Below are 21,938 nucleotides of genomic sequence, written 5' to 3'. Positions count from 1 at the left end.
TGAATTACGAATAGTTGGAAGGTCTATTGAGGCGTTTTACCGTGCAGGGGTCTCTGTATAGGGCACTCTCCGGGATGATAAAGAACCAATACTTGGATAATAATCGATTTCTTGATACGCCTTCTGCTGAGAGGCCCTGGCTGAAGATGTTTCAATACGGCCTATGGGCCATATTCAAAACGAAGAGCTGCAGGAAGCTCTCGTGAATGTACAGGCCTATCACCTTGCAACATGAGCAAAAAATCCTCAGTGCTTTTCATTGTCAGACCAACCCAAAGGTCATGATATTTGCCATCCCTAGTGTCTGGAAGTATCTCGACCTTTTCAGAAGCGTGAACAACAGTCCTTGCCAAAAATGCATCATTTCCTGATGCATCGACAACCCTCCAATCAATGCACAAAACAAGAGTCTTGTTCAGTCCAGCTGCAAGAGTGAAAAACGGCTTCACTATAATCGCACAATTCAGATGATTATACTCAACTACAGTCTTTGCCAGCTGCCTGACTTCTGCATCACCGCGAGCACCGACTCCATCAGGCAACCTCAGATCTGAGCACCCCACATATTCAACAGAAACGTCTCTTGACAGCACGCTCTCAATTGCAGCCAAACATTTCCTGTCCAGCATCTCTCTAGGACCATCCATCACTCGGTCCCTTGAAACTGCATGTCCTGCACCAGCAACTACTATAACGGGAGACATCACCGGCATCGACATGAGCACGATACTCGAACTCGACCCGGCATGAGTCGATTCCATCCTGACAATCGACAGTTTCTTTTTCTCACCGCCCTGACCTAAAACAGGACTAACAACGGTTGACTTCGGTGTAAGCGACGAACAGGCTGACAATGCCAGCACGAACACAACAAATAGAAATATCCTATAGAAATTCCGAGACAAATGAAACACCCCCTCGCCCCATTGGACTGTTTAGTATTGCACAGCAGTGTGCGCAACAACAGAGAACAAACCGACAAGGTGTACCTCGACCAAGCCATCGTCAGAGACAGACAGTTGACACGCGCCCAGACAGCCTCCATAAGACACACGAAACACCTAGGTCGATATTCAATAGCGATGCCATACAGCAAAACTCTATACTGTTCAACGACAAAACAACACCTGATGAAAAACGTTGCAAAGGGCCGCAACGGCCTCGCCAACAGGTTGCGCCTGCTGCGCAGGGCCAAGGCGCTGTTCGGCGTCTAGACTGAAAGAAACGTCGCCCGGCGGGCATGCGTCTGCCGGGCGAGTTACGCTCCGCCCCCGTATATGCTGCGAGGAAGAGCGCCCCCTCTGCTCACCTGCGGCGGGGCCCTACGGGCAGGATTCCCGCCTCAGCCGATCCACACCAGGCTCGCCTGCCTGCCCGACGCCCCTTTGTCCCTTCTGTAGGAATGGAACTCGGCCAGGCTGTGGGTGCACAGGTCCAGGCCGTAGATGCGCTCCCGGCGCAATCCCGCCTCCGTCAGTTGGGCCACGGCGAGCCGCCAGAGGTTCACCGTGCTTGTGGCGGGGTCGAAGAAGTCGCGGAAGCGCTCGCCGAATTCCATCTCGAAGTTCTTGAACTCGCTCATGGCAGGCCCCAGGCTCGGGCCGCGCACGGCCGAGAGGTCGGCGGGGTCCAGGCCGTAGCGCTCACAGAAGGCCTGCACGCCTTTCTGGGGAAATTCCAGCACGTTGCCGCGCCAGCCCACGTGGAGCGCGGCCACGTGGCGGCCGTCCTTGTGGGCCAGCAGGATGGGCTGGCAGTCGGCGGTCTTGATCACCAGGGCCTTGCCGGGCGTGGCGGTGGCGCTGCCGTCGGCCACGATGCCCGAGCCGTCCCCCGGCCCCACGGGGTCCGGGTCGAAGGCCATGTCCGTGCCGTGCACCTGCTTGAGCGAGCACCAGTGGGCGAAGCCCAGCCTTTCCATCAGCCCCTGACGGTTGGCGCGCACGGCGTCCGGGTCGTGGGGGACGTTGCGGGAGATGTTGCCCCGGTCCGGGCCGGTGGCGGCGGTGGTGAAGGCGGCGCGTACGCCGGGGATGCCGGGGAAGGCGAAGGGGATGAACGTGACGGACATGGATCGACCTCTGGTTTCGCGTGCGCTTGTGGTTGTAGGGCCGGAAGAGTCCAGAGAGGGCAGCGCCCTCTCTGGCCGCCGGAGGCCTCACCGCGTGAACAGCACATCCTCGGGCGTCACCACGGCTTGCACGGGGCGGTCCCAGGGATCGGTGGGGATTTTATCCAGCACCTGGAAGGGGTGGGCCAGTCCCACAAGGAACGTGTCGCGCAGGGCGGGGCGCGCCAGCAGCCTGTCGTAGTAGCCCTGCCCGAAGCCCAGGCGCGCGCCCTGGCGGTCGAAGGCCACGGCGGGGATCAGGGCCGCGCCGGGGGCGAAGGCGTGCAGGGCGGGACAGCGGTCCGGGTCCGGCTCCAGGATGCCGTAGGCACCGGGGGCCAACTCCTCGAAGCAGCTGACGCAGGCCACGTCCAGCACGCCGCGCTCGCCCGGGCGGCAGCGCGGGGCCAGCACGCGCGCGCCGCGCCGCCAGAGGGTCTGCATGATCCCGGAGCAGTCCACCTCGCCCCGGAAGGCCAGGTACACCAACACCTCGCGGGCCTCCAGCCAGCGCGGCAGGGTCTCCAGCAGGGCGGCGGCCTGTTCTCCGGCCAGGCTTCCGGCCCCGGGTGGCAGGGCGTCGCGCCGGGCCAGCAGGGCGCGGCGCAGGGCGGCCTTGTCCGGCGGGGAGGCGGCGGCTTCGTTGTGGGCCATGGGGCTTTCTGCTATCATGGAGCCTCCCGTCGGCAAAGAACCAATCCAACCACGGACCGCGCATGACCAATCAACCCCCCTACTGGATCGGCATCGGCGACATCCACGGCCAGACCGCCAACCTCTCCCGCATCCCCGAGCTGCCAGGCGCTGCCGGGGTGATCGTCTCCGGCGACATGACCAACCGGGGCGGCCGGGAGGAGGCCTCCCGTGTGATCGACGCCGTGACGCGCCTCAATCCCCGCGTGCTGGCCCAGATCGGCAACATGGACCGCCTGGCGGCCCAGGAGACGCTGGAGGCCTCGGGCATGAACCTGCACGGCCGGGTGGTCCGGCTGGCCCCGGGCCTGTGCGCCATGGGGGTGGGCTGGTCCGCGCCCACGCCCTTCGGCACGCCCAGCGAGGTCCCCGACGAACAGCTGGGCCAGTGGCTGCGCGAGGTCCACGCCCGGGTGAAAGACTGCGAGGCCCTGCTCCTGGTGTGCCACAACCCGCCCCAAGGCACGGCGGCGGACCGGCTGCCCAGCGGCGCGCACGTGGGCTCCCCGGCGGTGCGGGCCTTCATCGAGGAGGCGCAGCCCCAGGTGTGCCTCACGGGGCACATCCACGAGGCGCGCGGCGAGGACCGCATCGGGCGCACGCTGGTGGTCAACCCGGGCGACCTGGCCTCGGGCGGCTACGTGCGCCTGGACTGGGACGGCTCCACGCTCTCGGCCCGGGTGCTGACGGCCGGGGAGGCGACGCCGTGATCCTTCATTCCTGGAACGTCAACGGATTGCGCGCCGTGGCGGGCAAGGGCTTCTTCGAGTGGCTGGCGGCCTCGGGGTCCGACGTGGCGGGGCTCCAGGAGACCAAGATCCAGCCCGGCCACGAGGCCGACTTCGGGGAGGTCCACGGCTACCGGCCCAGCTTCGTCTCCTGCACGGTGAAGAAGGGCTACTCGGGCGTGGGGGCCTACCACCGGCGCGCCCCCCTGGCCGTGAACGCCGAGCTGCCCGACCCGCGCTTCCGGGGCGAAGGGCGGCTTCTGCACCTGGAGTATCCGGAGTTTCACTTCCTCACGGTCTACTTCCCCAACGGCCAGCGCGGGCAGGACCGCCTGGACTACAAGATGGCCTACTACGAGGCCTTCCTGGCCCACGCCCAGGAGCTGCGCCTCGCCAAGCCCATCGTGGCCTGCGGCGACTTCAACACGGCCCACACCGAGCTGGACCTGAAAAACCCCAAGTCCAACGAAAAGACCTCGGGCTTTCTGCCCGAGGAGCGCGCCTGGCTGGACCGTTTCATCGCCCACGGCTACGTGGACTGCTTCCGGCTCTTCGAGCAGGGCGGCGGCCACTACACCTGGTGGGACTACCGCTTCCAGGCCAGGAGCCGCAACGTGGGCTGGCGCATCGACTATTTCTACGTTTCCGAGGAACTCCGGCCCCGGGTGAAGCGCGCCTGGATCGAATCCCAGGTGACGGGCTCGGACCACTGCCCCGTGGGCCTGGAGCTGGACCTGGGCTGACCCGCGACCTCGGCACGGCGCATGCATTGACGGCTCCGGAGGCTCCCCATGGCCATAGGACCCGTCACGCCGCGAGACACCGCACCGCTCCGGGAGGCGCAACCCTCAGGCCCCCTCCCCTTGTCGCGCGGGTTCGCGGACGTGCTGGCCAGGGCGGTGAATCGCAAGGAACCCGGCGTCCCGGCCTCCGCCGCGCCCTCCCCAGCCCTGGCAGGCGCGGTGCGCGGCGTCGCCTCCGGCGAGGTGCGCGGGGCCATCGCCTCTGCGCTCGCGCCTTCGCCTCCCGCCCCGGCGGTCCCTGTCCAGTTCAGCGCCCAGGACGAGGCCGCCCTGGCCGCCTGGGCCGACGGTCTGTCGACGGGCCGACGCCCCGCCGACAAGGCCGCCGCCAAGTCTCCGACGCCCGCGCCGCCCAGGATCGTCCAGACCGGCCCTGCCCCGGCCCTGGCCCCCGAAGCCGCGCCCCCGGACCCCGCAGCCCTCATCCGCACGGCCCGCTCCCTGCTGGGCAAGCCCTACGTGCCCGGCGGCGAAAGCCCCCGGCGCGGCTTCGACTGCTCCGGGCTCACCAGCTACGTCTACGGCAGGAGCGGCCTGGACCTGCCCCGAAGCTCCCGCGAGCAGTTCCGGGAAGGACGCCCCGTGACCCGCGAAGACCTCAAGCCCGGCGACCTCGTGTTTTTCGGCAAAAAGGGCGTGAACCACGTGGGCATCTATGTGGACGACGGACGCTTCGTGCACGCGGCCTCCACCCCCGGCGCGGTGAAGGAAGGCTCCCTGGACGATCCCGTCTGGAACGCCTCCTTCGCCGGGGCCAGACGCCTCATCTGATCCGCCGCGCCTTGCGCCTTGCTCCCGGGCACGGGATGGCGTATCGCAGCCCTCATGTTCGGATACGACGCCGTGATCATCGGAGCCGGGGCATCCGGCCTGTTCTGCGCTTTGACGGCGGCCCGCAGGGGCCTCTCCGTGGCCGTCTTCGACCACAACAACCAGACCGGGAAAAAGCTCAAGATCACCGGCGGCGGCCGGTGCAACTTCGGCAACACCCGCGTGGGGCCGGAGAACTTCCTCTCGGACAACCCCCACTTCGTTCTCTCCGCGCTGAGCCGCTTCAAGGCCCTGGACTTCAAGGCCTTCCTCGAAGAGAACGGGCTTTCGAGCGTGGAGGAGCGTCACGGCCAGCTCTTCTGCCCCCAGGGCGCGCAGGCCGTGGCCGACCTTCTGGAGCGCCTCTGCCAGCAAAGCGGCGTGCACTTCTACATGGGCGCGCGCATCAAGAACATCGAACGCAGCGAACACTTCCGCGTGTTCTGGTCCGGCGGGGCCGTGTTCGGGGCCAACCTGGTGGTGGCTGCGGGCGGACTTGCCTGGCCCCAGACCGGGTCCTCCTGCTTCGGCTACGGCGTGGCCGAGACCTTCGGGCTGGAGCTGGTGGAACCGCGCCCGGCGCTCGCCCCCCTGGTGATGGGCCCCGGATGGGGCATGGCCGCGCTCTCGGGCATCTCCCTGCCCGTGCGCATCTCCATGGGCGCCACGGCCTTCGAGGACGACCTGCTCTTCACCCACAAGGGCCTCTCCGGCCCGGCGGCCCTGCAGATATCCTCCTACTGGCGCGCGGGAAAGCCCGTCACCCTGAACCTCACGCCCACGGCCTCGCCGGAAGAGACCCTCCAGAAGGCCCGCAACACCAAGTCCCAGGTGAAGACGGTGCTTTCCAAGCTCCTGCCCGCGCGCCTGGCGGGCATGGTGGTGCCCCCGGAGATCGGGGCCAAGCCCGTGGCCCAACTGCGCAAGGAGGAGGCCGCCTGGATCGTGAAGCGCCTCACCGCCTGGGAGTTCACCCCCAAGGAGGTGGCGGGCTACAAGAAGGCCGAGGTCACCGCCGGAGGCGTGAACACCAAGGCCATCTCCTCCAAGACCATGGAGAGCCTTGGCGTGCCCGGCCTCTACTTCACCGGCGAGGTGATGGACGTGACCGGCCAGCTGGGCGGCTACAACCTCCACTGGGCCTGGGCCTCGGGCTTCGCCGCCGCCCAGTCCATGCGTCCGGCCGACAGGCCCTGACTCCGGCGGAAGCGCGCCCATGACCCCAGGCCCCTCGCTGCCCCGCTTCGATTACTTCCGCCGCGAGATCGGGCTGGACGAGGCGCGCCTGGAAATCCTTCGGCCCTGGGCCGCCATGCTGGCCGAACGGGGGCGCAAGGCCGGCAAGTACCTGGACGCCCTCTTCCGCAAGGCCTCCCCCCGCGCCTACCTGGACTTCGCCCTGGAATACTGGGGCGGCGCGTCCAAGCGCTTCTGGGTGGGCTGGTATTCCACCCTCTGGCACAGGCCCTGGGACGACGCCTTCCTCCAGGAGCTGTGGCAGCAGGGCGCGGACGCCGCGCGCTGCGGCATCGGCGTGCAGTTCACCATGCTGGGCGAGATCAAGAGCCGCCAGTACTTCGTGCGCGGCGTGCGCCGCCACGTGCCCCAGGAGCAGGTCCCGGCCGTGGCCTCCGCCGTGGTGGACCTGCTGGACCTGTGCATGCTCGTGCGCGTGCGCGGCCACACCGCCCACCGCGACTCCGTGGCCCAGCCCGTGCTCCAGGGGCTCTTCCACCAGACGCGCAACCCCCTCACCGTGATCGGCGCGGCCGCATCGCGCATCCTGCGCGCCGACGGCGACCCCGGCATGCGCGAGAAGGCCCGCGTGATCCTCGACGAGGCCCTGCGCCTGGAACGCATGACCCGCGACATCTCCAACCTCAACGCCGTGGAGCTCGCCGAGCCCGGCTTCTCCGCCGTGGCCCTGGAGCCCCTGCTGCGCTCCCTGACGGACGAGCTCCAGGCCCGGCCCGGCTGGCCCGACGGGCTGGAACCCCGCTGGGCGCTGGACCCGCGCCGCCCCGAGGTGCAGTCCGACCCGGCCCTGCTGGCCACGCTCCTGCGCGAGGTGCTCGCCAACGCCCTGGAGGCCATGGACCCGGCCAGGCCCTGGCTGACCATCTCCAGCGCCCAGGACCCCTCCGTGCCCAGCCATCTGGACCTCATCGTGCAGGGCAGCGGCGGCCTGCCCCCAGGGGAGGACCCCGCCGCGCTCTTTCTGCCCTTCCACTCCACCAAGCCCATGGGCACGGGGTTCGGCCTGCCCATCGCCCGGGCCGCCGCGCGCAAGCTTTTCGGCCACGTCTCCCTGGCGCAGACGCCCGGGGGCGCGGCCTGCACCGTGAAACTGCCCCTCAAGGGCAGGATCGACGACCTGGGGCTCGTGGTCCCAGCCAAGGAATGAACGGATGGACGCCCAAAGCTGCGAGCTCTACTCGCGCCAGTACGCCCAGTACGTGGCCAAGGAGGCCGTGAAGGCCGCTTCCGGCAAGATCTTCGACGACCTGCGCGCCGCCTTCAAGACGGCCATGGAGCAGGCCCCGGAAGACGCCCAGGCCCTGCGCCGCGCCCTGGACACCCTCTCCGACGTGGAATGCCGTTATTACAACGAGTTCGACCTCCAGGCCGTTTTCGAGGAGATCCTGGAGCACTGACGGACCCGACCCGGCCACGCCGGAAACGCAAGGAGACGCCATGCCCGCACCGTCCCCACGCATCCCCTCCGCCCGCGCCGCGTTCTGCCTGCTGGCCGCCCTCGTCCTGTTCTGGGCCGCCCTGGCCCCGGGAGCCGCCCTGGGCCAGGGGCCTCCCCAGGCCATCGACCCCGCGAGCCTCACCGCCGACTTCCCCGAGCGCGACCGCCTGCCCCAGACCGACGCCCCCGAGTCCGCCTGGTATTCCGGCCGCTACGGCTCCTGGGGGCCGCGCGCGCGCGCCTACCCCGGCGTGGAAGCCCCCCGGGGCGCGGACCCGGCGGCCTGGAAGCGCCTGCGCATCGCCGCCGTGGCCCGGCGCTACGAGGGCCTGAACTACCGCCACCACCACATCCCCGCCTGGAACCCGGGCGAGGGCCAGGGGCTCGACTGCTCCAACTTCACGTCCTGGGTCTACAACTACGGGCTGGGCGTGCGCTTCACCTCGCTCATCGCGGCCCAGGCCGACGGCCCCCAGGCCCCGGGCCGCAGGCTCGCCCCCGGCGAACCCTTCGAGGTGGGGGACCTGCTCTTCATCACCACCAAAAGCGGCGCGCGCGTCTCCCACGTGGTGCTCTGGCTGGGCGAGGGGAAAATCATCGACTCCCACGCCGAGGGCGTGCGGGTGCGCCGCTTCAGCGGGTGGTATTCGGAGTGCTTCTCCCACGCCCGGAGGGTGGTGGAATAGGGCGGGCGCGGCCGCCGGAGCGGGGCGCGCCGTCGCGAGGCCGGATGCGGGCCGGGGCGCGCAGGACGGGCCGACGCCCGGCCGCCGGGGGCTATTCGCCGGGAAACTCCCCGGGGGATTGTGCGGGCGGCTCCGCCGAAGCTTCGCCGGGCGTGCCCATGGGCAGGCGCACCAGCACGTGGGTGCCTTCCTCCTCGTCGCTGGTGAAGTCGATCTCGCCGTCGTGGGCGCGCGCGATGAGCAGCGCGCTGTGCGCCCCCAGGCCCGTGCCCCCGGGCTTGCCCGAGGTGACGTAGGGCTCGAAGAAGCGCTCGCGCACGCCGGGAGGGATCACCCCCAGGTTGTGGATGTCCACCACCGCGTGCCCGCCCTCGCGGCGCAGGGTCACGCTCACGCTCGCGCCTTCGGGGGAGGCCTCCACGGCGTTCTTGATCAGGTTGGAGAGCATGTCGTCCAGGAAGGCCTCCTCTCCCTGGATGCTGCACGCGCCCTCCCCCCCCTGGACCGGAGAGGTCTCGCAGGCCAGGCCCACTCCCCGCTCGCGCAGCACGGGCTCGAAGCGCTTGCCCAGCTCCTCCAGGAGGCGGGGCAGGTCCACGGGGCGCGGGGTGACGGAGTAGTCGCCCTGGCGCATGCGCAGCATGGCCTGGGAATTGGCCAGAAGCCGGTCCATCTGCTGGCCCGAGTCGTGGATGAGCCGGGCCCACTCCCGGTGCTTCTCCGTGAGGGAATCGTCCTCCATGAGCAGGCGCGCGAAGCCCACGATGCCCAGGAGCGGCGATTTGAGGTCGTGGCGCACGATGCGCTCCACGTCCTCGCGCAGGCGCTCGTAGTGCTTGCGCTCGGAGATGTCGCGGATGAAGGCCGCGAAGTACGTGGCCTGGCCGCGCTTCCAGCTGGAATGGGTGATCTCCACCGGAAACTCCGACCCGTCGGCGCGCAGGCCCACGCACTCCACGGCCACGCGGGGCTTGAGCGTCCGGCCGGCGCGGGCCGCCCGGCCGAACCCCTGGACGTGGCGCTCGCGCATGCGCTCGGGCAGCAGGAACTCCAGGCTCTTGCCCATCACTTCCTCGGGCTCGCGCCCGAAGAGCGCCTGGGCCGCGTGGTTGTAGAACACCACCTGCCCCCTGGCGTCGCAGGCCACGATGGCGTCGGGCGCGGAGAGCGCCAGGGAGCGGTACTCCTCGCGCAACTCCTCCAGCAGACGCCTGAGCATCTGGCAATGGCGTTCGCGGCGCGCCAGGGCGTCCAACTCGCCGCGCAGCCGGGCGGCGATGTCGCCGCCGTCGCGTTTCCCGGGACTCATGGTGCCCGGACTATACGCGTTCCGGACCCGGTTTCAAGCCCGGTCAGACGGCCACGTCCGGCCGCGCGGCCCGCCGCTCCCCCCCCGTCGGCCCCGGACTGCCGCCCCCCTCCCCCACGGTGCGCCGTTTCGCGTCGGCGCTCCGCATCGGGGTCCGCAAGGGCCGGGCGGATTTACAAAGCCCACCGCCTGGGGCATTGCCTGGGAAAAGTCCCCTCGCGCAAGGAGGTTCCATGCGCATCCCGATCCTCGCGGCCGCCTTCCTGCTGGCGGCCCTGACGGCCTTCTCTTCCCCGACGGCGGCCCAGGTCCCGGCCCAGGCCCAGCGGCTCAAGGTGGGCTTCGCCCTGCTGGGCTCGGCCAACGACCAGGGCTGGAACCACTCCCACGCCCTGGGCATCGAGGAACTCAAACAGAAACTGGGCGACAGGATCGAAGTCTCCGTGGCCGAGAACGTGGGCGCGGCCGACGCCGAGCGCGTCTTCCGCCAGTTCGCCCAGGACGGCTGCTCCCTGGTGTTCGGCACCACCTTCGAGCACATGGACCCCCTGCTCAAGGTGGCCGGGGAGTTCCCGGCCGTGGCCTTCGAGCACTGCTCCGGCTACAAGACCGCCCCCAACGCGGGCGTGTACATGGGGCGCATGGAGCAGGCCGAGTACCTGGCGGGCTACATGGCCGGGCTCATGGGCTCTTCCCGGGTGGGCACGGTGGCCACCAACCCCATCCCCGAGGTGGTGCGCGGGGTCAACGGCTTCACCCGGGGGCTCCTCAAGGGCCTGGCCGAATCCGGCGCGGCCTTCGACAAGACGGGCGTGAACACCGTGGCCTGGCTCAACTCCTGGCGCGACCCCCAGGGCGAGACCACCGTGGCCGAGGCCCTCATCCAGCGCGGGGCCACCCTGGTCCGCCAGATGGCCGACACCCCGGACTCCTCCCTGGCCGCCTGCGCCAGAGGCGTGCCCGCCATCGGCTACGGCGCGGACCCGGCCCGCTTCGGCGGCGCCTGCGTGCTGGTCTCCACCCTCTGGGAGTGGGGCGGCATCTACGTGAAGAAGGTGCAGGCCCGCCTGGACGGAACCTGGAAGGCCCAGGACGTGTACTGGGGCTTCGCGGAAGGCGCGGTGTCGCTCTCGCCCTTCCATGAGAGCGTCCCGCAGGCCGTGCGGGCCAAGGTGCTGGCGGAGCTTGAGCGCATCAAGTCCGGCGCGGACGATTCCTTCCTGGGGCCGCTGGAGGACCAGGCGGGAAAGGTGATGGTCCCGGCCGGGGCCAGGGCCATGGACAGGGAGCTGCTCAGCATGCGCTGGCTGCTCAAGGGCGTGAAAGGCAAACTCCCGGATTGAAACATGTTTCGCGCCAATCCAGACCGAAGCGGACACCCTCCCGATTTACAAACGCGGCGGTTTGCGGCATCTTTCCGGCGCTTCGACATTTCCCCAACCAGGAGGCTCCATGCGCGCTCGTTCGATCCTCGCGGCCCTCTGCCTGGCCGTGCTGGCCGTCCTGCCCTGCCGGGCTGAGGCCGCGAAACTCAAGGTGGCGTTCGCCCTCATCGGCACCGTCAACGACCAGGGCTGGAACTACGCCCACTACGTGGGCATCGAGGAACTCAAGCGCCAGCTTGGCGACAAGATCGAAGTGGCCATCGCCGAGAACGTGGGCGCGGCCGACGGCGAGCGCGTCTTCCGCCAGTTCGCCCAGGACGGCTACGACATGATCTTCGGCACCACCTTCGAGCACATGGACCCCATGCTCCAGGTGGCCAAGGACTTCCCCAAGATCACCTTCGAGCACTGCTCCGGCTACAAGACCGCCCCCAACATGGGCAACTACATGGCCCGCATCGAGCAGGGCGAATACATCGTGGGCTACATGGCGGGCCTCATGGGCTTCACCAAGGTGGGCACCGTGGCCACCAACCCCATCCCCGAGCCCATCCGCGGCATCAACGGCTTCACCCACGGCCTGCTCAAGGGCCTGGCCGAATCCGGAACCAAATTCGACGTCGACACCCTGAACACCGTGGTCTGGCTCAAGAGCTGGCGCGACCCCATCGGCGAAACCACCATGGCCGAGGCCCTGGTGCAGCGCGGCTGCACTCTGATCCGCCAGATGGCCGACACTCCCGATTCCTCCCTGGCCGCCTGCGCCAAGGGCGTGCCCGCCATCGGCTACGGCGCGGACGCCGCCGAATTCGGGGCCAAGTGCGTGCTGGCCTCCACCATCTGGAACTGGGGCAAGTTCTACGTGAAGCTGGTGAACGCCAAGCTGGCTGGAACCTGGAAGGCCGAAGAACTCTACTGGGGCTTCGAGGAAGACGCCATCAAGCTCTCCAAGTTCAACGAGAAGGTCCCCGCCGAGGTGCAGAAGAAGGTCCTGGCCGAGATCGACCTGATCAAGAAGGGCACGGACAACTCCTTCCTGGGCCCCATGGCGGACCAGGCCGGACAGGTGATGATCCCCGCCGGGCAGCGCGCCACGGTGAAGGAACTCTACACCATGCGCTGGCTGCTCAAGGGCGTGAACGGCAAGCTGCCCGAGTAGCTCGCCGGGCCTGACGTCACTCAACGGGGCCTTCCGGCGGACCGGAAGGCCCCGTTTCATCCCCCGAGGCAAAGGTTCCCCTTTGACGCCGCGTATCGCCGCAAACATTCTGGGATTGGCCGCCCTGGCGTATTGCATCTCGCGCGGCTTCACCCTCTCCATGACCTGCGACGAGGCCTGGAGCGCCACCCCGCTGCCCCTGGACGACATCACCAAACTGCTCGCCGATTCAGCCATCGCGGCCTTGAACAACCACCTGCTCAACTCGCTGCTCATGCAGGCCAGCATCTCCGCATTCGGGCAGCACGACTGGGCGGCCAGGCTCCCTGCGATGCTTGGCGGGGCGCTCTACGTGGCCTGCGCCTGCCGGATGGCTCCGCACCTCGCCGGGGGCTACCGCGCCCCCTTGTTGACCCTGCTGCTTCTGGCCAACCCCTATCTTCTGGATTTCCTCTCTCTCGCGCGCGGCTACTCCCTGGGCCTGGGCTTCCTGCTCCTGGGGCTGGCCGCGCTGCTGCGCCCGGAGGGCCGCGCCTGGGCTTTGGCCGCCGTGCCCCTGTCCGTGGCCGTTCTGGCCAACCTGTCGTTCGTATACCCCTATCTCGCCGGGCTCGGCGTCACGGCATGGCTTCTGCTGCGCGAGGCCCGGACGCGCGGCGCGGCCTCGGCGTGGCTCCACGCCCTGCCCTCCCTGGCCACGCTCGCCCTGCTCTGGGCCACCTATGCCGGCGCCCTGCGCCTGGCCGTGAAGCAGAACGAACACTGGTGGGGCAGCCAGGCAGGCCTTGTGGACGGTTCCCTGGCCAGCTTCGTGCGCGTGACCCTCTACGAGCCGCACCTGCCGCCCCACATCTTCGCGGCCACGGCCTGGGGGCTGGCCCTCGCCCTGGCGGCGGCCATGGTCCTGGGCCTGTCGGCTTCCAGGCGCCCGGAATGCCCGGACCGGGCACGAGCGCCTTTCGGGCGGGCGACGGCCCTGTTGCTGCTGGTGTGCGGCGGACTCGTGCTGGAGCACCACCTGTTCGGCACCCCCTATCTGGTGGAGCGCGCCACGCTCTTTCTGCACCCGGTCATGGCGCTCGTGTTCGCGCTCTCCGGCGAATGCCTCGTGAACGGATTCAGGCGGTCCGCCCCCTGGGTCTGGGCCTTTCTCCTGGCCGTCGCCGCCGTCGGCGCCTTCAACACCGTCCGCAACGCCAACCTCGCGCGCACATCCACCTGGGTCCGCGACGCCTGCGCCGACCGCTTCATCGACCGGCTGGCCGCCGATTGCCGCCCACTCGCCTCCGCCGGGCGGAAGTTCACGCTGGCCACCACCATCGTGCACGAACACACGGCCAGGTTCTACATCGCCTGGAGGCGCATGGACTTCATCCAGGACATTCTGCCGGAAGAACGCCGCATGGAGGCGGATTTCCTGATCACCGGACGCGACGAGGCGCAGGCCCTCGTGCGCGAACAGCGCGCCACGCTCCTGGACGTGTGCGGCACGGGCGACTCCACGCTCCTGATGCTCATCCGGTAGAGCCCGCGCCCGTTGTGCTGGCGGCCCGAGGCGTGGTATGCGGGGCCTTCGCGGCTTCGGGCGCACCGCCCGGCCGCAAGGAGCATCCCATGATCTACGAACGCCCGGTGCGCGAATCCGGCGACAAGCACGCCCTCCACGTGGAAGGCCTGGGCTACAAGGTCCAGCTGCCCTGGGTCTGGCTGCCCGACGGCCAGGGCGGCGAAGCGCGCATCGCCTCCCTGGACCTGGTGGGGCAGATCCGCCTCAACCGCGACCTGGGACGCCTGCTGGCCGACAGGCTGCGCCCCATGATCGCCGGGAAGCGCCGCGTGGGCATGGTCACGGCCGTGGAGAAGGGCCTCCAGGTGGCCCAGGTGGCCGCCTGCGAGCTGGGCCTGGACGAGATCGCCGTGGCGCACAACCGCGTGAAGCCCCACATGGAGCCCTCCCGCCGCCCGGTCATCCAGGTGGGCGCGGACTCCGTGACCAGCGGCGACAAGTTCCTGGCCCTCTACGAGCGCTCCATCTCCATCGTGGCCGAGGCCGTGGACGGCGTCATCCTCTTGGACGACGTGATCTCCTCGGGCTCCACCATGCTGGCCCTCCAGTCCCTGGTGGAGGCCGCCGCGCGCCACGCCCGCCTGGAGACCCCGCCCCCCGTGATCACCCACGCCTGCGTGGCCATCGAGGGCGAACCGGCGCTGACGCCGCTCACCTACCTTGCCCGGCTTCCCGAGCCTCTGCGCAAGGCGTGAACAGGACCTCCTCTCCAAATTCCGACCGCGCCGGGGGGCTCGACTCCCCGGCGCTCTTGACGTAGAACCCCCGGCCATGCGCCCCGCCGACTCGCCGGACGCCCCCCCGGCCCATCCCCATCCCGCCCTGGAGCTCAGGGGCATCACCAAGCGCTTCGGCCCCAACGTGGCCAACGACGCCGTGAGCCTCACCGCCCATGCCGGGGAGATCCACGCCCTCCTGGGCGAGAACGGCGCGGGCAAGTCCACGCTCATGTCCATCCTCTCCGGGCGCTACCACCCCGACGCGGGCGAGATCGTCCTGTCAGGCAGGCCCGCCCGCTTCGCCTCCCCGGCCGACGCCCTGGCCAGGGGCGTGGGCATGGTGCACCAGCGCTTCATGCTGGTGGAGGCCTTCACCGTGGCCGAGAACATCGCCCTGGCCGCCGGAGGCCCCGCCCTGCTGGACCTGCCCGGCGAGGCCCGGCGCATCCGCGAACTCTCCGGGCGCTTCGGGCTCAAGGCCCGCCCCGAGGCCCTCGTGCGCGACCTCTCCATGGGAGAGCGCCAGCGCGTGGAAATCCTCAAGCTCCTGCGCCTGGGGGCCAGGGTGCTCATCTTCGACGAGCCCACCTCCGTGCTGGCCCCCACCGAGGTGGCCGGGCTCCACGAAGTGCTCAAGACCCTGCGCCGCGAGATGCGCACCATCCTCTTCATCACCCACAAGCTCGAAGAGGCCCTGGAACTCTCCGACCGCATCTCCATCCTGCGACGGGGACGCCTTGTGTCCCGGACCACCCCGGCCGAGGCCGGGGGCAAGGCCAACCTGGCCCGGCTCATGGTGGGCCGCGAGGTGATCTTCGCCATCGACAAGCCCCCCGTGGCCCCGGCAGACGAGGTGCTGAACCTCCGGGGCTTCACCGGCGGGCCGGACCTTGAGCGCCCCGCCTTCCGCGAGGTGGACCTCTCCCTGCGCCGGGGCGAGGTGCTGGCCGTGGTGGGCGTGGCGGGCAACGGGCAGACCGAACTCACCGAGGCCCTGGCCGGGCTGTGCCCCGCGCGCGCGGGCACGGTGGCCCTGGAAGGCGCGCCGTGCGAGGCGCGCCACTGGGCCAAGGCCCCCAAGCCCGGGCTGGCCTACGTGCCGGAAGACCGCCACCACGAGGGGAGCATCCCGCCCCTGTCGCTCACCCACAATTTCCTGCTCACCCGCCTGGGGGACTTCACCCGGCGCATGGTCCTGGACTGGACCGGCGGACGCAAGGCCACGCTGGAGGCCATGGAGCGCTTCGACATCCGCGCCCAGGCCCCGGAACAAGCCTCGGGCGAGCTCTCGGGCGGCAACCTCCAGAAGCTCCTGCTGGCCCGCGAGCTCTCGCGCCGCCCCTCCGTGCTGGTGGTGAACCAGCCCACCCAGGGCCTGGACGTGGGAGCCTCCGAGGACGTGTGGAAGAGCCTCCTGGCCGCGCGCGAGCACGCGGGCGTGCTGCTGGTGACGGGCGAGCTCACCGAGGCCCTGACCCTGGCCGACCGCGTGGCCGTGATGTTCGAAGGCCGCGTGCTGGCCGTGCTCGACGTGGCCGACCCCGACCAGGTGGCCCGCATCTGCCCGCTCATGGCGGGCGTGGAGTCCTGCCGATGACCGCCAAGGCGCGCTCGCGCTTCCTGCTCTGGGGGCTGGCCGCGGCCATTCCCCTGGCCGCCGGGGCGGCCATCTTCGCCTTCCTGGGGGCCAACCCCCTGGAGGCCTACCACGTAATGTTTCTGGGGGCCTTCGGCACCTGGGCGCGCTTCTCCGAGGTGCTCGTGAAGGCCTCGGCCCTCATGCTCACGGGCCTGGCGGTGATCGTGGCCGCGCGCATGAACCTGTGGAACATCGGGTGCGAAGGCCAGCTGGTGATGGGCGGGGTGTTCGCCTCGGGGCTGGCCCTGGCGCTGGGCCCCTCCTGGCCGGGCTGGCTTCTGCTGCCGTGCATGGTCCTGGCCGGCGCGGCGGGCGGCGCGTGCTGGTCGGCGGGTCCGGCGTGGCTGCGCTCGCGCCTGGGCGTGAGCGAGATCATCACCACGCTCTTGCTCAACTACGTGGCCATCGCCCTCATGGAGCACCTCTATTTCGGCCCCTGGCGCGACCCCCTGGGCATGGGCTTCCCCGGCACGGCCATCTTCGCGGACGCGGCCACCCTGCCGCGCTTCCCGGGCACGCGCATCCACCCCGGTTTCCTGATGGGCCTTGCCGGGTGCGCCGTGCTGGCCTGGGCGCTGGCCAAGACCCGCTGGGGCTACGAGCTGACGGTCATGGGCCTGGGGCCGCGCGCGGCCGACTACGCGGGCATGGACTCAAGCAGGCGCGCCCTCGCGGTGCTGCTCCTCTCGGGCGCGGTGGCGGGCCTGGCGGGCATGGGCGAGGTCTCGGGCATCCACTCCCGGCTCCAGCAGGGGCTGGCCGTGGGCTACGGCTACGACGGCGTCATCGTGGCCTGCCTGGCCAGGCTCAACCCGGCCCTGGCCCCCCCGGCAGCCGTGGTCCTGGCCGCCGTGCTGGTGGGCGGCGAATACCTCCAGACCCGCCTGCGGCTGCCCTCGGCCGCGAGCCTGGTGATCGAAGCCGCCCTGCTCCTCTCGCTTCTGTGGCTCCAGACAAGGCAGGCCAGGCGATGAACGACTTCGTCTTCCTCGTGGCGCTGACGCTCAAGACCTCCCTGCCCGTGCTCCTGGCGGCCCAGGGCGAGGTGCTCTCGCAGCGCTCCGGGGTGATCAACCTGGGCCAGGAGGGCATGCTCGTCATGGGAGCGCTCACGGGCTTCTGGACGGGCTTCGTCACGCGCGACCCCCTGCTGGCCTTCGCCGCAGCCGGGGCCGTGGGGGGCTGCCTGGCCCTGCTGCACGGCTTCTTCGCCGTGCGCCTGGGGGCCAACCAGCTGCTCTCGGGCATCGCCCTGACCATCCTGGGCCTGGGGCTCTCCAACTACCTGGGCCGGGGGCTCATCGGCAAGGTGGGCCTGCGCGTGGGCGAGATGCCCATCCCCGTGCTGGCGGACATCCCCTGGATCGGCCCCGCGCTCTTCAAGCAGAACCCCGTGGTCTACCTGGGCGTGCTGGTCGCGCTGGCCTCGTGGTGGATGCTCACCCGCACGCGCTTCGGCCTGGCCGTGCGCGCCTGCGGGGAGAACCCCGCCGCCGCCGACGCCATGGGCGTCCATGTGGCGCGCACGCGCCTTACGTGCCTCGCGGTCGGGGGCTTTCTCACGGGCGCGGCCGGGGCCTACCTGTCGCTGGTGTTCACCCCGGGCTGGAAGGAGGGCATCTCCGGCGGCCAGGGCTGGATCGCCGTGGCCATCGTGATCTTCGCGGGCTGGCGTCCCTGGCCCGCCCTGGCCGGGGCGCTCTTCTTCGGGTTCCTCTCGGCGCTCCAGTTCTTCTTCCAGGCCACCAGCGTGCACCTGGTGCCCCTCTACGTGCTGCGCATCCTGCCCTACGTGCTCACCATCCTCACCCTGAGCCTCGCAACGGCCCTGGGCAGGGGCGGCCGCGCCCCCGCCGGACTGGGCAAACCCTACTTCCCCGAGGAGTCATGACCAGCCCGGACGACATCCGCTTCCACGTCCTGGACAACGGCCTGCGACTGGCCGCCGAAAGCCTGCCCGAGGCCCGCAGCGTGAGCTTCGGCATCTGGATCGAGGTGGGCTCCCGCCACGAAACCCCGGACCAGGAAGGCGCGGCCCACCTCTGGGAGCACCTGGGCTTCAAGGGCGCGGGCAGCCGCTCCGCCCTGGACATCGCCAAGGCCCTGGACCTCTTCGGGGGCCACTCCAACGCCTTCACCAGCCGCGAGCACACCTGCTTCCACGCCCGCGTCACCACGCGCCACCTGGAAGAGGCCCTGGACATCCTCTCCGACATCGCCCTGCACCCCGCGCCCTCCCTGGAGGACCTGGACCGCGAAAAGGACGTGGTGCTCCAGGAGATCGCCATGGTGGAGGACGACCCGGAAGAAAGCCTCATGGAGTCCTTCTGGTCCGAACTCTGGCCCGGCGGCGCACTGGCGCACCCCATCCTGGGTTCCCCCGAGACCGTGCGCGCCTTCGATCTCCCCGGCCTGGAGGCCTGGCGCGCCGGGCACTACCGCCCGGAACGCATGCTCGTGGCCGCGGCCGGAGGCCTGGACCACGACGAACTCTTCGCCATGGTGGAACGCCGCTTCGGCGCACTGGCCCCGGGCGCGCCCCTGCCCGAGCCCGCGCGCGGCGAGTACCGCCCCGCCGTGCTCCTGCGCGAGCGCGACGCCGAGCAGACCCACGTGACCCTCTCCTTCCCCGCCCTGGGCGCGGCCGACGACCGCCGCTTCGCCCTGGCCGCCCTCAACGCCGTGCTGGGCGGCAACATGTCCTCGCGCCTCTTCCAGGAGGTGCGCGAGCGCAGGGGACTGGCCTACAGCGTCTACTCCTACGCAAACTCCCTCTCGGACCGGGGCGTGCTCCACGTCTGCGCCGGGGTGGACCCCGAGCGCACCCCCGAACTCCTGGCCTGCCTGCGCGAGGAACTCGACCGCCTGGCCCGCCATGGCGTCACCGCCGAAGAGCTGGACCACGCCCGCGACCACCTGCTCTCCGGGCTCTTCCTCTCCCTGGAGTCCAGCGAGGACCGCATGTCGCGCCTGGCGCGCAACCACCTGGTGCTGGGCCACGCCGTGCCCCCCGAGGAGACCGCCGCGCGCTTCGAGGCCGTCACCCTGGACGACGTGTCCCGCCTGGCCCGCGAACTGCTGGACTTCTCCCGCGCCGGACTGGGCGTCCTCGGCCCCACCGTGGACCCCGCATGGCGCGAGGCCATCCGCCCGTGATCCGCTTCCGGGCCGGAGAAGGCTTGCTGGGCCTGGCCCACGCGGACATCACCACCTTCCCCGCGGAGGCTGTGGTCAACGCCGCCAACGCCCGGCTTGCGGGGGGCGGCGGCGTGGACGGGGCCATTCACCAGGCCGCCGGGCCGCAGCTTCCCCCGGCCTGCCGGGCCATCGTCGCCCGGCGCGGCCCCCTGGAGGCCGGGGAGGCCGAGCCCACCCCCGGCTTCGCCCTCACGGCCCGCTACATCTTCCACGCCGTGGGCCCCGTCTGGCGCGGCGGAGGCCACGGCGAGCCCCAGGCCCTGGCCCGGGCCTACCGCTCCTGCCTGGAGCTGGCCCGCGCCCACGTCGTGCGCACCCTCGCCTTCCCGGCCATCAGCTGCGGAGTCTACGGCTACCCCGTGGACCTGGCCGCGCCCCTGGCCCTGGCCGAACTGGCCCTGGGCCTGCGCGAGGGCCTGGCCGAAGAGGCCTGGATGACGCTCTACTCCGCGCAAGCCTACGAAACCTGGCTGGGCCACGCCCGGCGCATCCTCAAGGACTGACATGGACATCCACGCCACCACCATCCTGGCCGTGCGCGACGCCGCAGGCGTCGCCATGGCCGGGGACGGCCAGGTCACCTTCGGCCAGGCCGTGGCCATGAAGCACTCGGCGCGCAAGGTGCGCCGACTCTACAAGGACCGGGTCCTGGCGGGCTTCGCCGGGTCCACGGCCGACGCCTTCACCCTCTGCGAGCGCTTCGAGGCCAAGCTGGAGGAATTCTCCGGCAACCTCGTGCGCGCCGCCGTGGAGCTGGCCAAGGACTGGCGCAAGGACAAGTACCTGCGCCGCCTGGAGGCCATGCTCCTGGTGGCCGACGCCTCCACCGTGCTCGTGCTCACGGGCGCTGGCGACGTGATCGAGCCCGACGACGGCCTGGCCGCCATCGGCTCGGGCGGCTCCTACGCCCTGGCCGCCGCGCGCGCCTTGTCCCGCAACACCGACCTCTCCGCCCCGGACGTGGCCCGCAAGGCCATGGAGATCGCGGCGGAGATGTGCGTCTTCACCAACTCCAACATCGTGCTGGAAACCGCCGCAAAATCATGAACACGCTCACTCCCCGGGAAATCGTCTCCGAACTGGACCGCTACATCGTGGGGCAGAACCCCGCCAAGCGCATGGTGGCCATCGCCATGCGCAACCGCTGGCGACGCCGCCAGGTGGCCCCCTCCCTGCGCGACGAGATCGCCCCCAAGAACATCCTGATGATCGGCCCCACCGGCGTGGGCAAGACCGAGATCGCCCGCCGTCTGGCCAAACTGGCGGGCTGCCCCTTCCACAAGGTGGAGGCCACCAAGTTCACCGAGGTGGGCTACGTGGGCCGCGACGTGGAATCCATGGTGCGCGACCTCATGGAGATCGGCGTGCGCCTGGTGCGCGAGGAGGAGTCCCAGAAGGTGCGCGTGAAGGCCGAAAAGGCCGCCGAGGAGCGCCTGCTGGACCTGCTGCTGCCGCCCGCTCCGGGCCAGGGGTCGTCCATGGGCTTCGCGAGCCCCCTGGCTTCGGCCGGGGGCATGGGCTACGCCGACGCCACGCCGCCCTCGGAGGAGGCCGCCTCCACGCGCGAGAAGCTGCGCGCCCTCTGGCGCAAGGGCGCGCTGGACGACAAGCAGGTGGAGATGGACGTGCTCCAGCCCTCGCCCACGGTGGAGATCATGGCCATGCCGGGCATGGAGGAGCTGGGCGGCCAGTTCAAGGACATGTTCTCCAAGGTGTTCCCCCAGAAGCGGCGCACGCGCAAGCTCCGCGTGCGCGAGGCCTACGACATCCTCATCCAGGAGGAGTCGGAGAAGCTGGTGGACATGGACAAGGTGGCCGACGCCGCCAAGGAGCGCGTGGAGCAGACGGGCATCCTCTTCATCGACGAGATCGACAAGATCTGCGGCCGGGGCGGCCAGGGCGGCTCCGGGCCGGACGTGTCGCGCGAGGGCGTGCAGCGCGACCTGCTGCCCGTGGTGGAGGGCTGCGTGGTGAACACCAAATACGGCATGGTGCGCACGGACCACATCCTGTTCATCGCGGCCGGGGCGTTCCATCTCTCCAAGCCCTCGGACCTGGCCCCGGAGCTGCAGGGGCGCTTCCCCCTGCGCGTGGAGCTCTCGGCCCTTGGGCGCGACGAGTTCCTGCGCATCCTCACCGAGCCGCAGAACTCGCTCACGGTGCAGTACACGGCGCTGCTGGCCACCGAGGGCGTGCGCCTGGAGTTCCCCCTGGAGGGCCTGGAGGAGGTGGCGGACTTCGCGGAAAAGGTGAACGCCGACACCGAGAACATCGGCGCGCGCCGCCTCTACACCATCATGGAAAAGATCGTGCAGGACCTCTCCTTCGACGCCCCCGACCGGGGCGGCGAGACGGTTGTCATCGACCGCGACTATGTGCGAGAGAAGCTGAAGGACGTGGCAGAGGACAGGGATTTGACGAGGTATATACTCTAGCG

22 protein-coding genes are annotated in these 21,938 nt (G+C 69.9%); 18 read left to right on the top strand and 4 right to left on the bottom strand.

Annotation, left to right across the window (positions count from 1 at the left end; translation table 11 throughout):
• Positions 1–161: 161 nt before the first annotated feature.
• The 3 genes from ACV4UX_RS03045 to ACV4UX_RS03035 form a co-directional block, all read right to left on the bottom strand.
• On the bottom strand, positions 162–725 hold the full coding sequence (locus ACV4UX_RS03045; RefSeq protein ID WP_491591859.1) for a hypothetical protein: 564 nt from the start codon (positions 723–725) through the stop codon (positions 162–164).
• Positions 726–1,342: 617 nt separating this feature from the next.
• Positions 1,343–2,071 (bottom strand): purine nucleoside phosphorylase YfiH/LACC1 family protein, encoded by a 729-nt coding sequence (locus ACV4UX_RS03040; RefSeq protein WP_491591858.1) that lies wholly within the window; start codon positions 2,069–2,071, stop codon positions 1,343–1,345.
• A gap of 87 nt (positions 2,072–2,158) precedes the next feature.
• A complete protein-coding gene (locus ACV4UX_RS03035; RefSeq protein WP_491591857.1) occupies positions 2,159–2,782 on the bottom strand; it encodes a 5-formyltetrahydrofolate cyclo-ligase in 624 nt (207 codons plus the stop codon).
• A gap of 44 nt (positions 2,783–2,826) precedes the next feature.
• Between ACV4UX_RS03035 and ACV4UX_RS03030 the strand changes: the two genes are divergently transcribed.
• The 7 genes from ACV4UX_RS03030 to ACV4UX_RS03000 are packed head-to-tail and all read left to right on the top strand — an operon-like array spanning position 2,827 to position 8,525.
• Positions 2,827–3,513 (top strand): metallophosphoesterase family protein, encoded by a 687-nt coding sequence (locus ACV4UX_RS03030; RefSeq protein WP_491591856.1) that lies wholly within the window; start codon positions 2,827–2,829, stop codon positions 3,511–3,513.
• Positions 3,510–4,274, top strand: coding sequence for an exodeoxyribonuclease III (locus tag ACV4UX_RS03025; RefSeq protein ID WP_491591855.1), 765 nt, complete (start codon positions 3,510–3,512; stop codon positions 4,272–4,274). Before ACV4UX_RS03030 ends, ACV4UX_RS03025 begins: the two co-directional genes overlap by 4 nt.
• 48 nt (positions 4,275–4,322) lie before the next feature.
• Positions 4,323–5,105, top strand: a complete 783-nt coding sequence (locus ACV4UX_RS03020; RefSeq protein WP_491591854.1) for a C40 family peptidase — start codon at positions 4,323–4,325, stop codon at positions 5,103–5,105.
• Positions 5,106–5,159: 54 nt separating this feature from the next.
• The gene (locus ACV4UX_RS03015; RefSeq protein WP_491591853.1) at positions 5,160–6,341 is read left to right on the top strand and encodes a BaiN/RdsA family NAD(P)/FAD-dependent oxidoreductase; all 1,182 of its coding nucleotides are present in this window, start codon (positions 5,160–5,162) and stop codon (positions 6,339–6,341) included.
• A gap of 19 nt (positions 6,342–6,360) precedes the next feature.
• Complete coding sequence (locus ACV4UX_RS03010; protein ID WP_491591852.1) at positions 6,361–7,548, top strand: ATP-binding protein; 1,188 nt, start codon at positions 6,361–6,363, stop codon at positions 7,546–7,548.
• A 4-nt stretch (positions 7,549–7,552) separates the two neighbouring features.
• Positions 7,553–7,798: a hypothetical protein gene (locus ACV4UX_RS03005; protein ID WP_491591851.1), complete on the top strand. Its 246-nt coding sequence runs from the start codon at positions 7,553–7,555 to the stop codon at positions 7,796–7,798.
• A gap of 40 nt (positions 7,799–7,838) precedes the next feature.
• On the top strand, positions 7,839–8,525 hold the full coding sequence (locus tag ACV4UX_RS03000; RefSeq protein ID WP_491591850.1) for a C40 family peptidase: 687 nt from the start codon (positions 7,839–7,841) through the stop codon (positions 8,523–8,525).
• Between the two features lie 91 nt (positions 8,526–8,616).
• On the opposite strand, the gene ACV4UX_RS02995 is transcribed toward ACV4UX_RS03000, so the two are convergent.
• Positions 8,617–9,834: a two-component system sensor histidine kinase NtrB gene (locus ACV4UX_RS02995; protein ID WP_491591849.1), complete on the bottom strand. Its 1,218-nt coding sequence runs from the start codon at positions 9,832–9,834 to the stop codon at positions 8,617–8,619.
• A 233-nt stretch (positions 9,835–10,067) separates the two neighbouring features.
• Between ACV4UX_RS02995 and ACV4UX_RS02990 the strand changes: the two genes are divergently transcribed.
• The 11 genes from ACV4UX_RS02990 (at position 10,068) to hslU (ending at position 21,936) form a co-directional block, all read left to right on the top strand.
• Positions 10,068–11,177, top strand: a complete 1,110-nt coding sequence (locus ACV4UX_RS02990; RefSeq protein ID WP_491591848.1) for a BMP family ABC transporter substrate-binding protein — start codon at positions 10,068–10,070, stop codon at positions 11,175–11,177.
• Between the two features lie 109 nt (positions 11,178–11,286).
• Positions 11,287–12,378, top strand: a complete 1,092-nt coding sequence (locus ACV4UX_RS02985; protein ID WP_491591847.1) for a BMP family ABC transporter substrate-binding protein — start codon at positions 11,287–11,289, stop codon at positions 12,376–12,378.
• Between the two features lie 115 nt (positions 12,379–12,493).
• The gene (locus ACV4UX_RS02980) at positions 12,494–13,903 is read left to right on the top strand and encodes a hypothetical protein (protein ID WP_491591846.1); all 1,410 of its coding nucleotides are present in this window, start codon (positions 12,494–12,496) and stop codon (positions 13,901–13,903) included.
• Between the two features lie 89 nt (positions 13,904–13,992).
• Positions 13,993–14,640: a type I phosphoribosyltransferase gene (locus ACV4UX_RS02975; protein WP_491591845.1), complete on the top strand. Its 648-nt coding sequence runs from the start codon at positions 13,993–13,995 to the stop codon at positions 14,638–14,640.
• Positions 14,641–14,716: 76 nt separating this feature from the next.
• Positions 14,717–16,261, top strand: a complete 1,545-nt coding sequence (locus tag ACV4UX_RS02970; protein ID WP_491591844.1) for an ABC transporter ATP-binding protein — start codon at positions 14,717–14,719, stop codon at positions 16,259–16,261.
• Entirely contained in the window at positions 16,258–17,277 is a 1,020-nt protein-coding gene (locus ACV4UX_RS02965; RefSeq protein ID WP_491591843.1) for an ABC transporter permease, read from the top strand. Before ACV4UX_RS02970 ends, ACV4UX_RS02965 begins: the two co-directional genes overlap by 4 nt.
• Positions 17,274–18,194: an ABC transporter permease gene (locus tag ACV4UX_RS02960; protein ID WP_491591842.1), complete on the top strand. Its 921-nt coding sequence runs from the start codon at positions 17,274–17,276 to the stop codon at positions 18,192–18,194. The genes ACV4UX_RS02965 and ACV4UX_RS02960 overlap by 4 nt, the downstream gene beginning before the upstream one ends.
• A complete protein-coding gene (locus tag ACV4UX_RS02955; protein ID WP_491591841.1) occupies positions 18,191–19,459 on the top strand; it encodes a M16 family metallopeptidase in 1,269 nt (422 codons plus the stop codon). The genes ACV4UX_RS02960 and ACV4UX_RS02955 overlap by 4 nt, the downstream gene beginning before the upstream one ends.
• Positions 19,435–20,004, top strand: coding sequence for a macro domain-containing protein (locus ACV4UX_RS02950; RefSeq protein ID WP_491591840.1), 570 nt, complete (start codon positions 19,435–19,437; stop codon positions 20,002–20,004). The genes ACV4UX_RS02955 and ACV4UX_RS02950 overlap by 25 nt, the downstream gene beginning before the upstream one ends.
• Position 20,005: 1 nt before the next feature.
• Positions 20,006–20,548 carry an ATP-dependent protease subunit HslV gene (hslV, locus tag ACV4UX_RS02945; protein ID WP_173082259.1) on the top strand — a complete coding sequence of 181 codons (543 nt, stop codon included), beginning with the start codon at positions 20,006–20,008 and terminating at the stop codon, positions 20,546–20,548.
• Positions 20,545–21,936 carry an ATP-dependent protease ATPase subunit HslU gene (gene hslU, locus ACV4UX_RS02940; protein WP_491591839.1) on the top strand — a complete coding sequence of 464 codons (1,392 nt, stop codon included), beginning with the start codon at positions 20,545–20,547 and terminating at the stop codon, positions 21,934–21,936. The genes hslV and hslU overlap by 4 nt, the downstream gene beginning before the upstream one ends.
• The last annotated feature ends 2 nt before the right edge of the window (positions 21,937–21,938 follow it).

This window comes from Fundidesulfovibrio sp., from assembly GCF_058402725.1.
The sequence above is the reverse complement of the archived record's forward strand: the minus strand, read 5'-3'. Positions and strand labels throughout refer to the sequence as shown.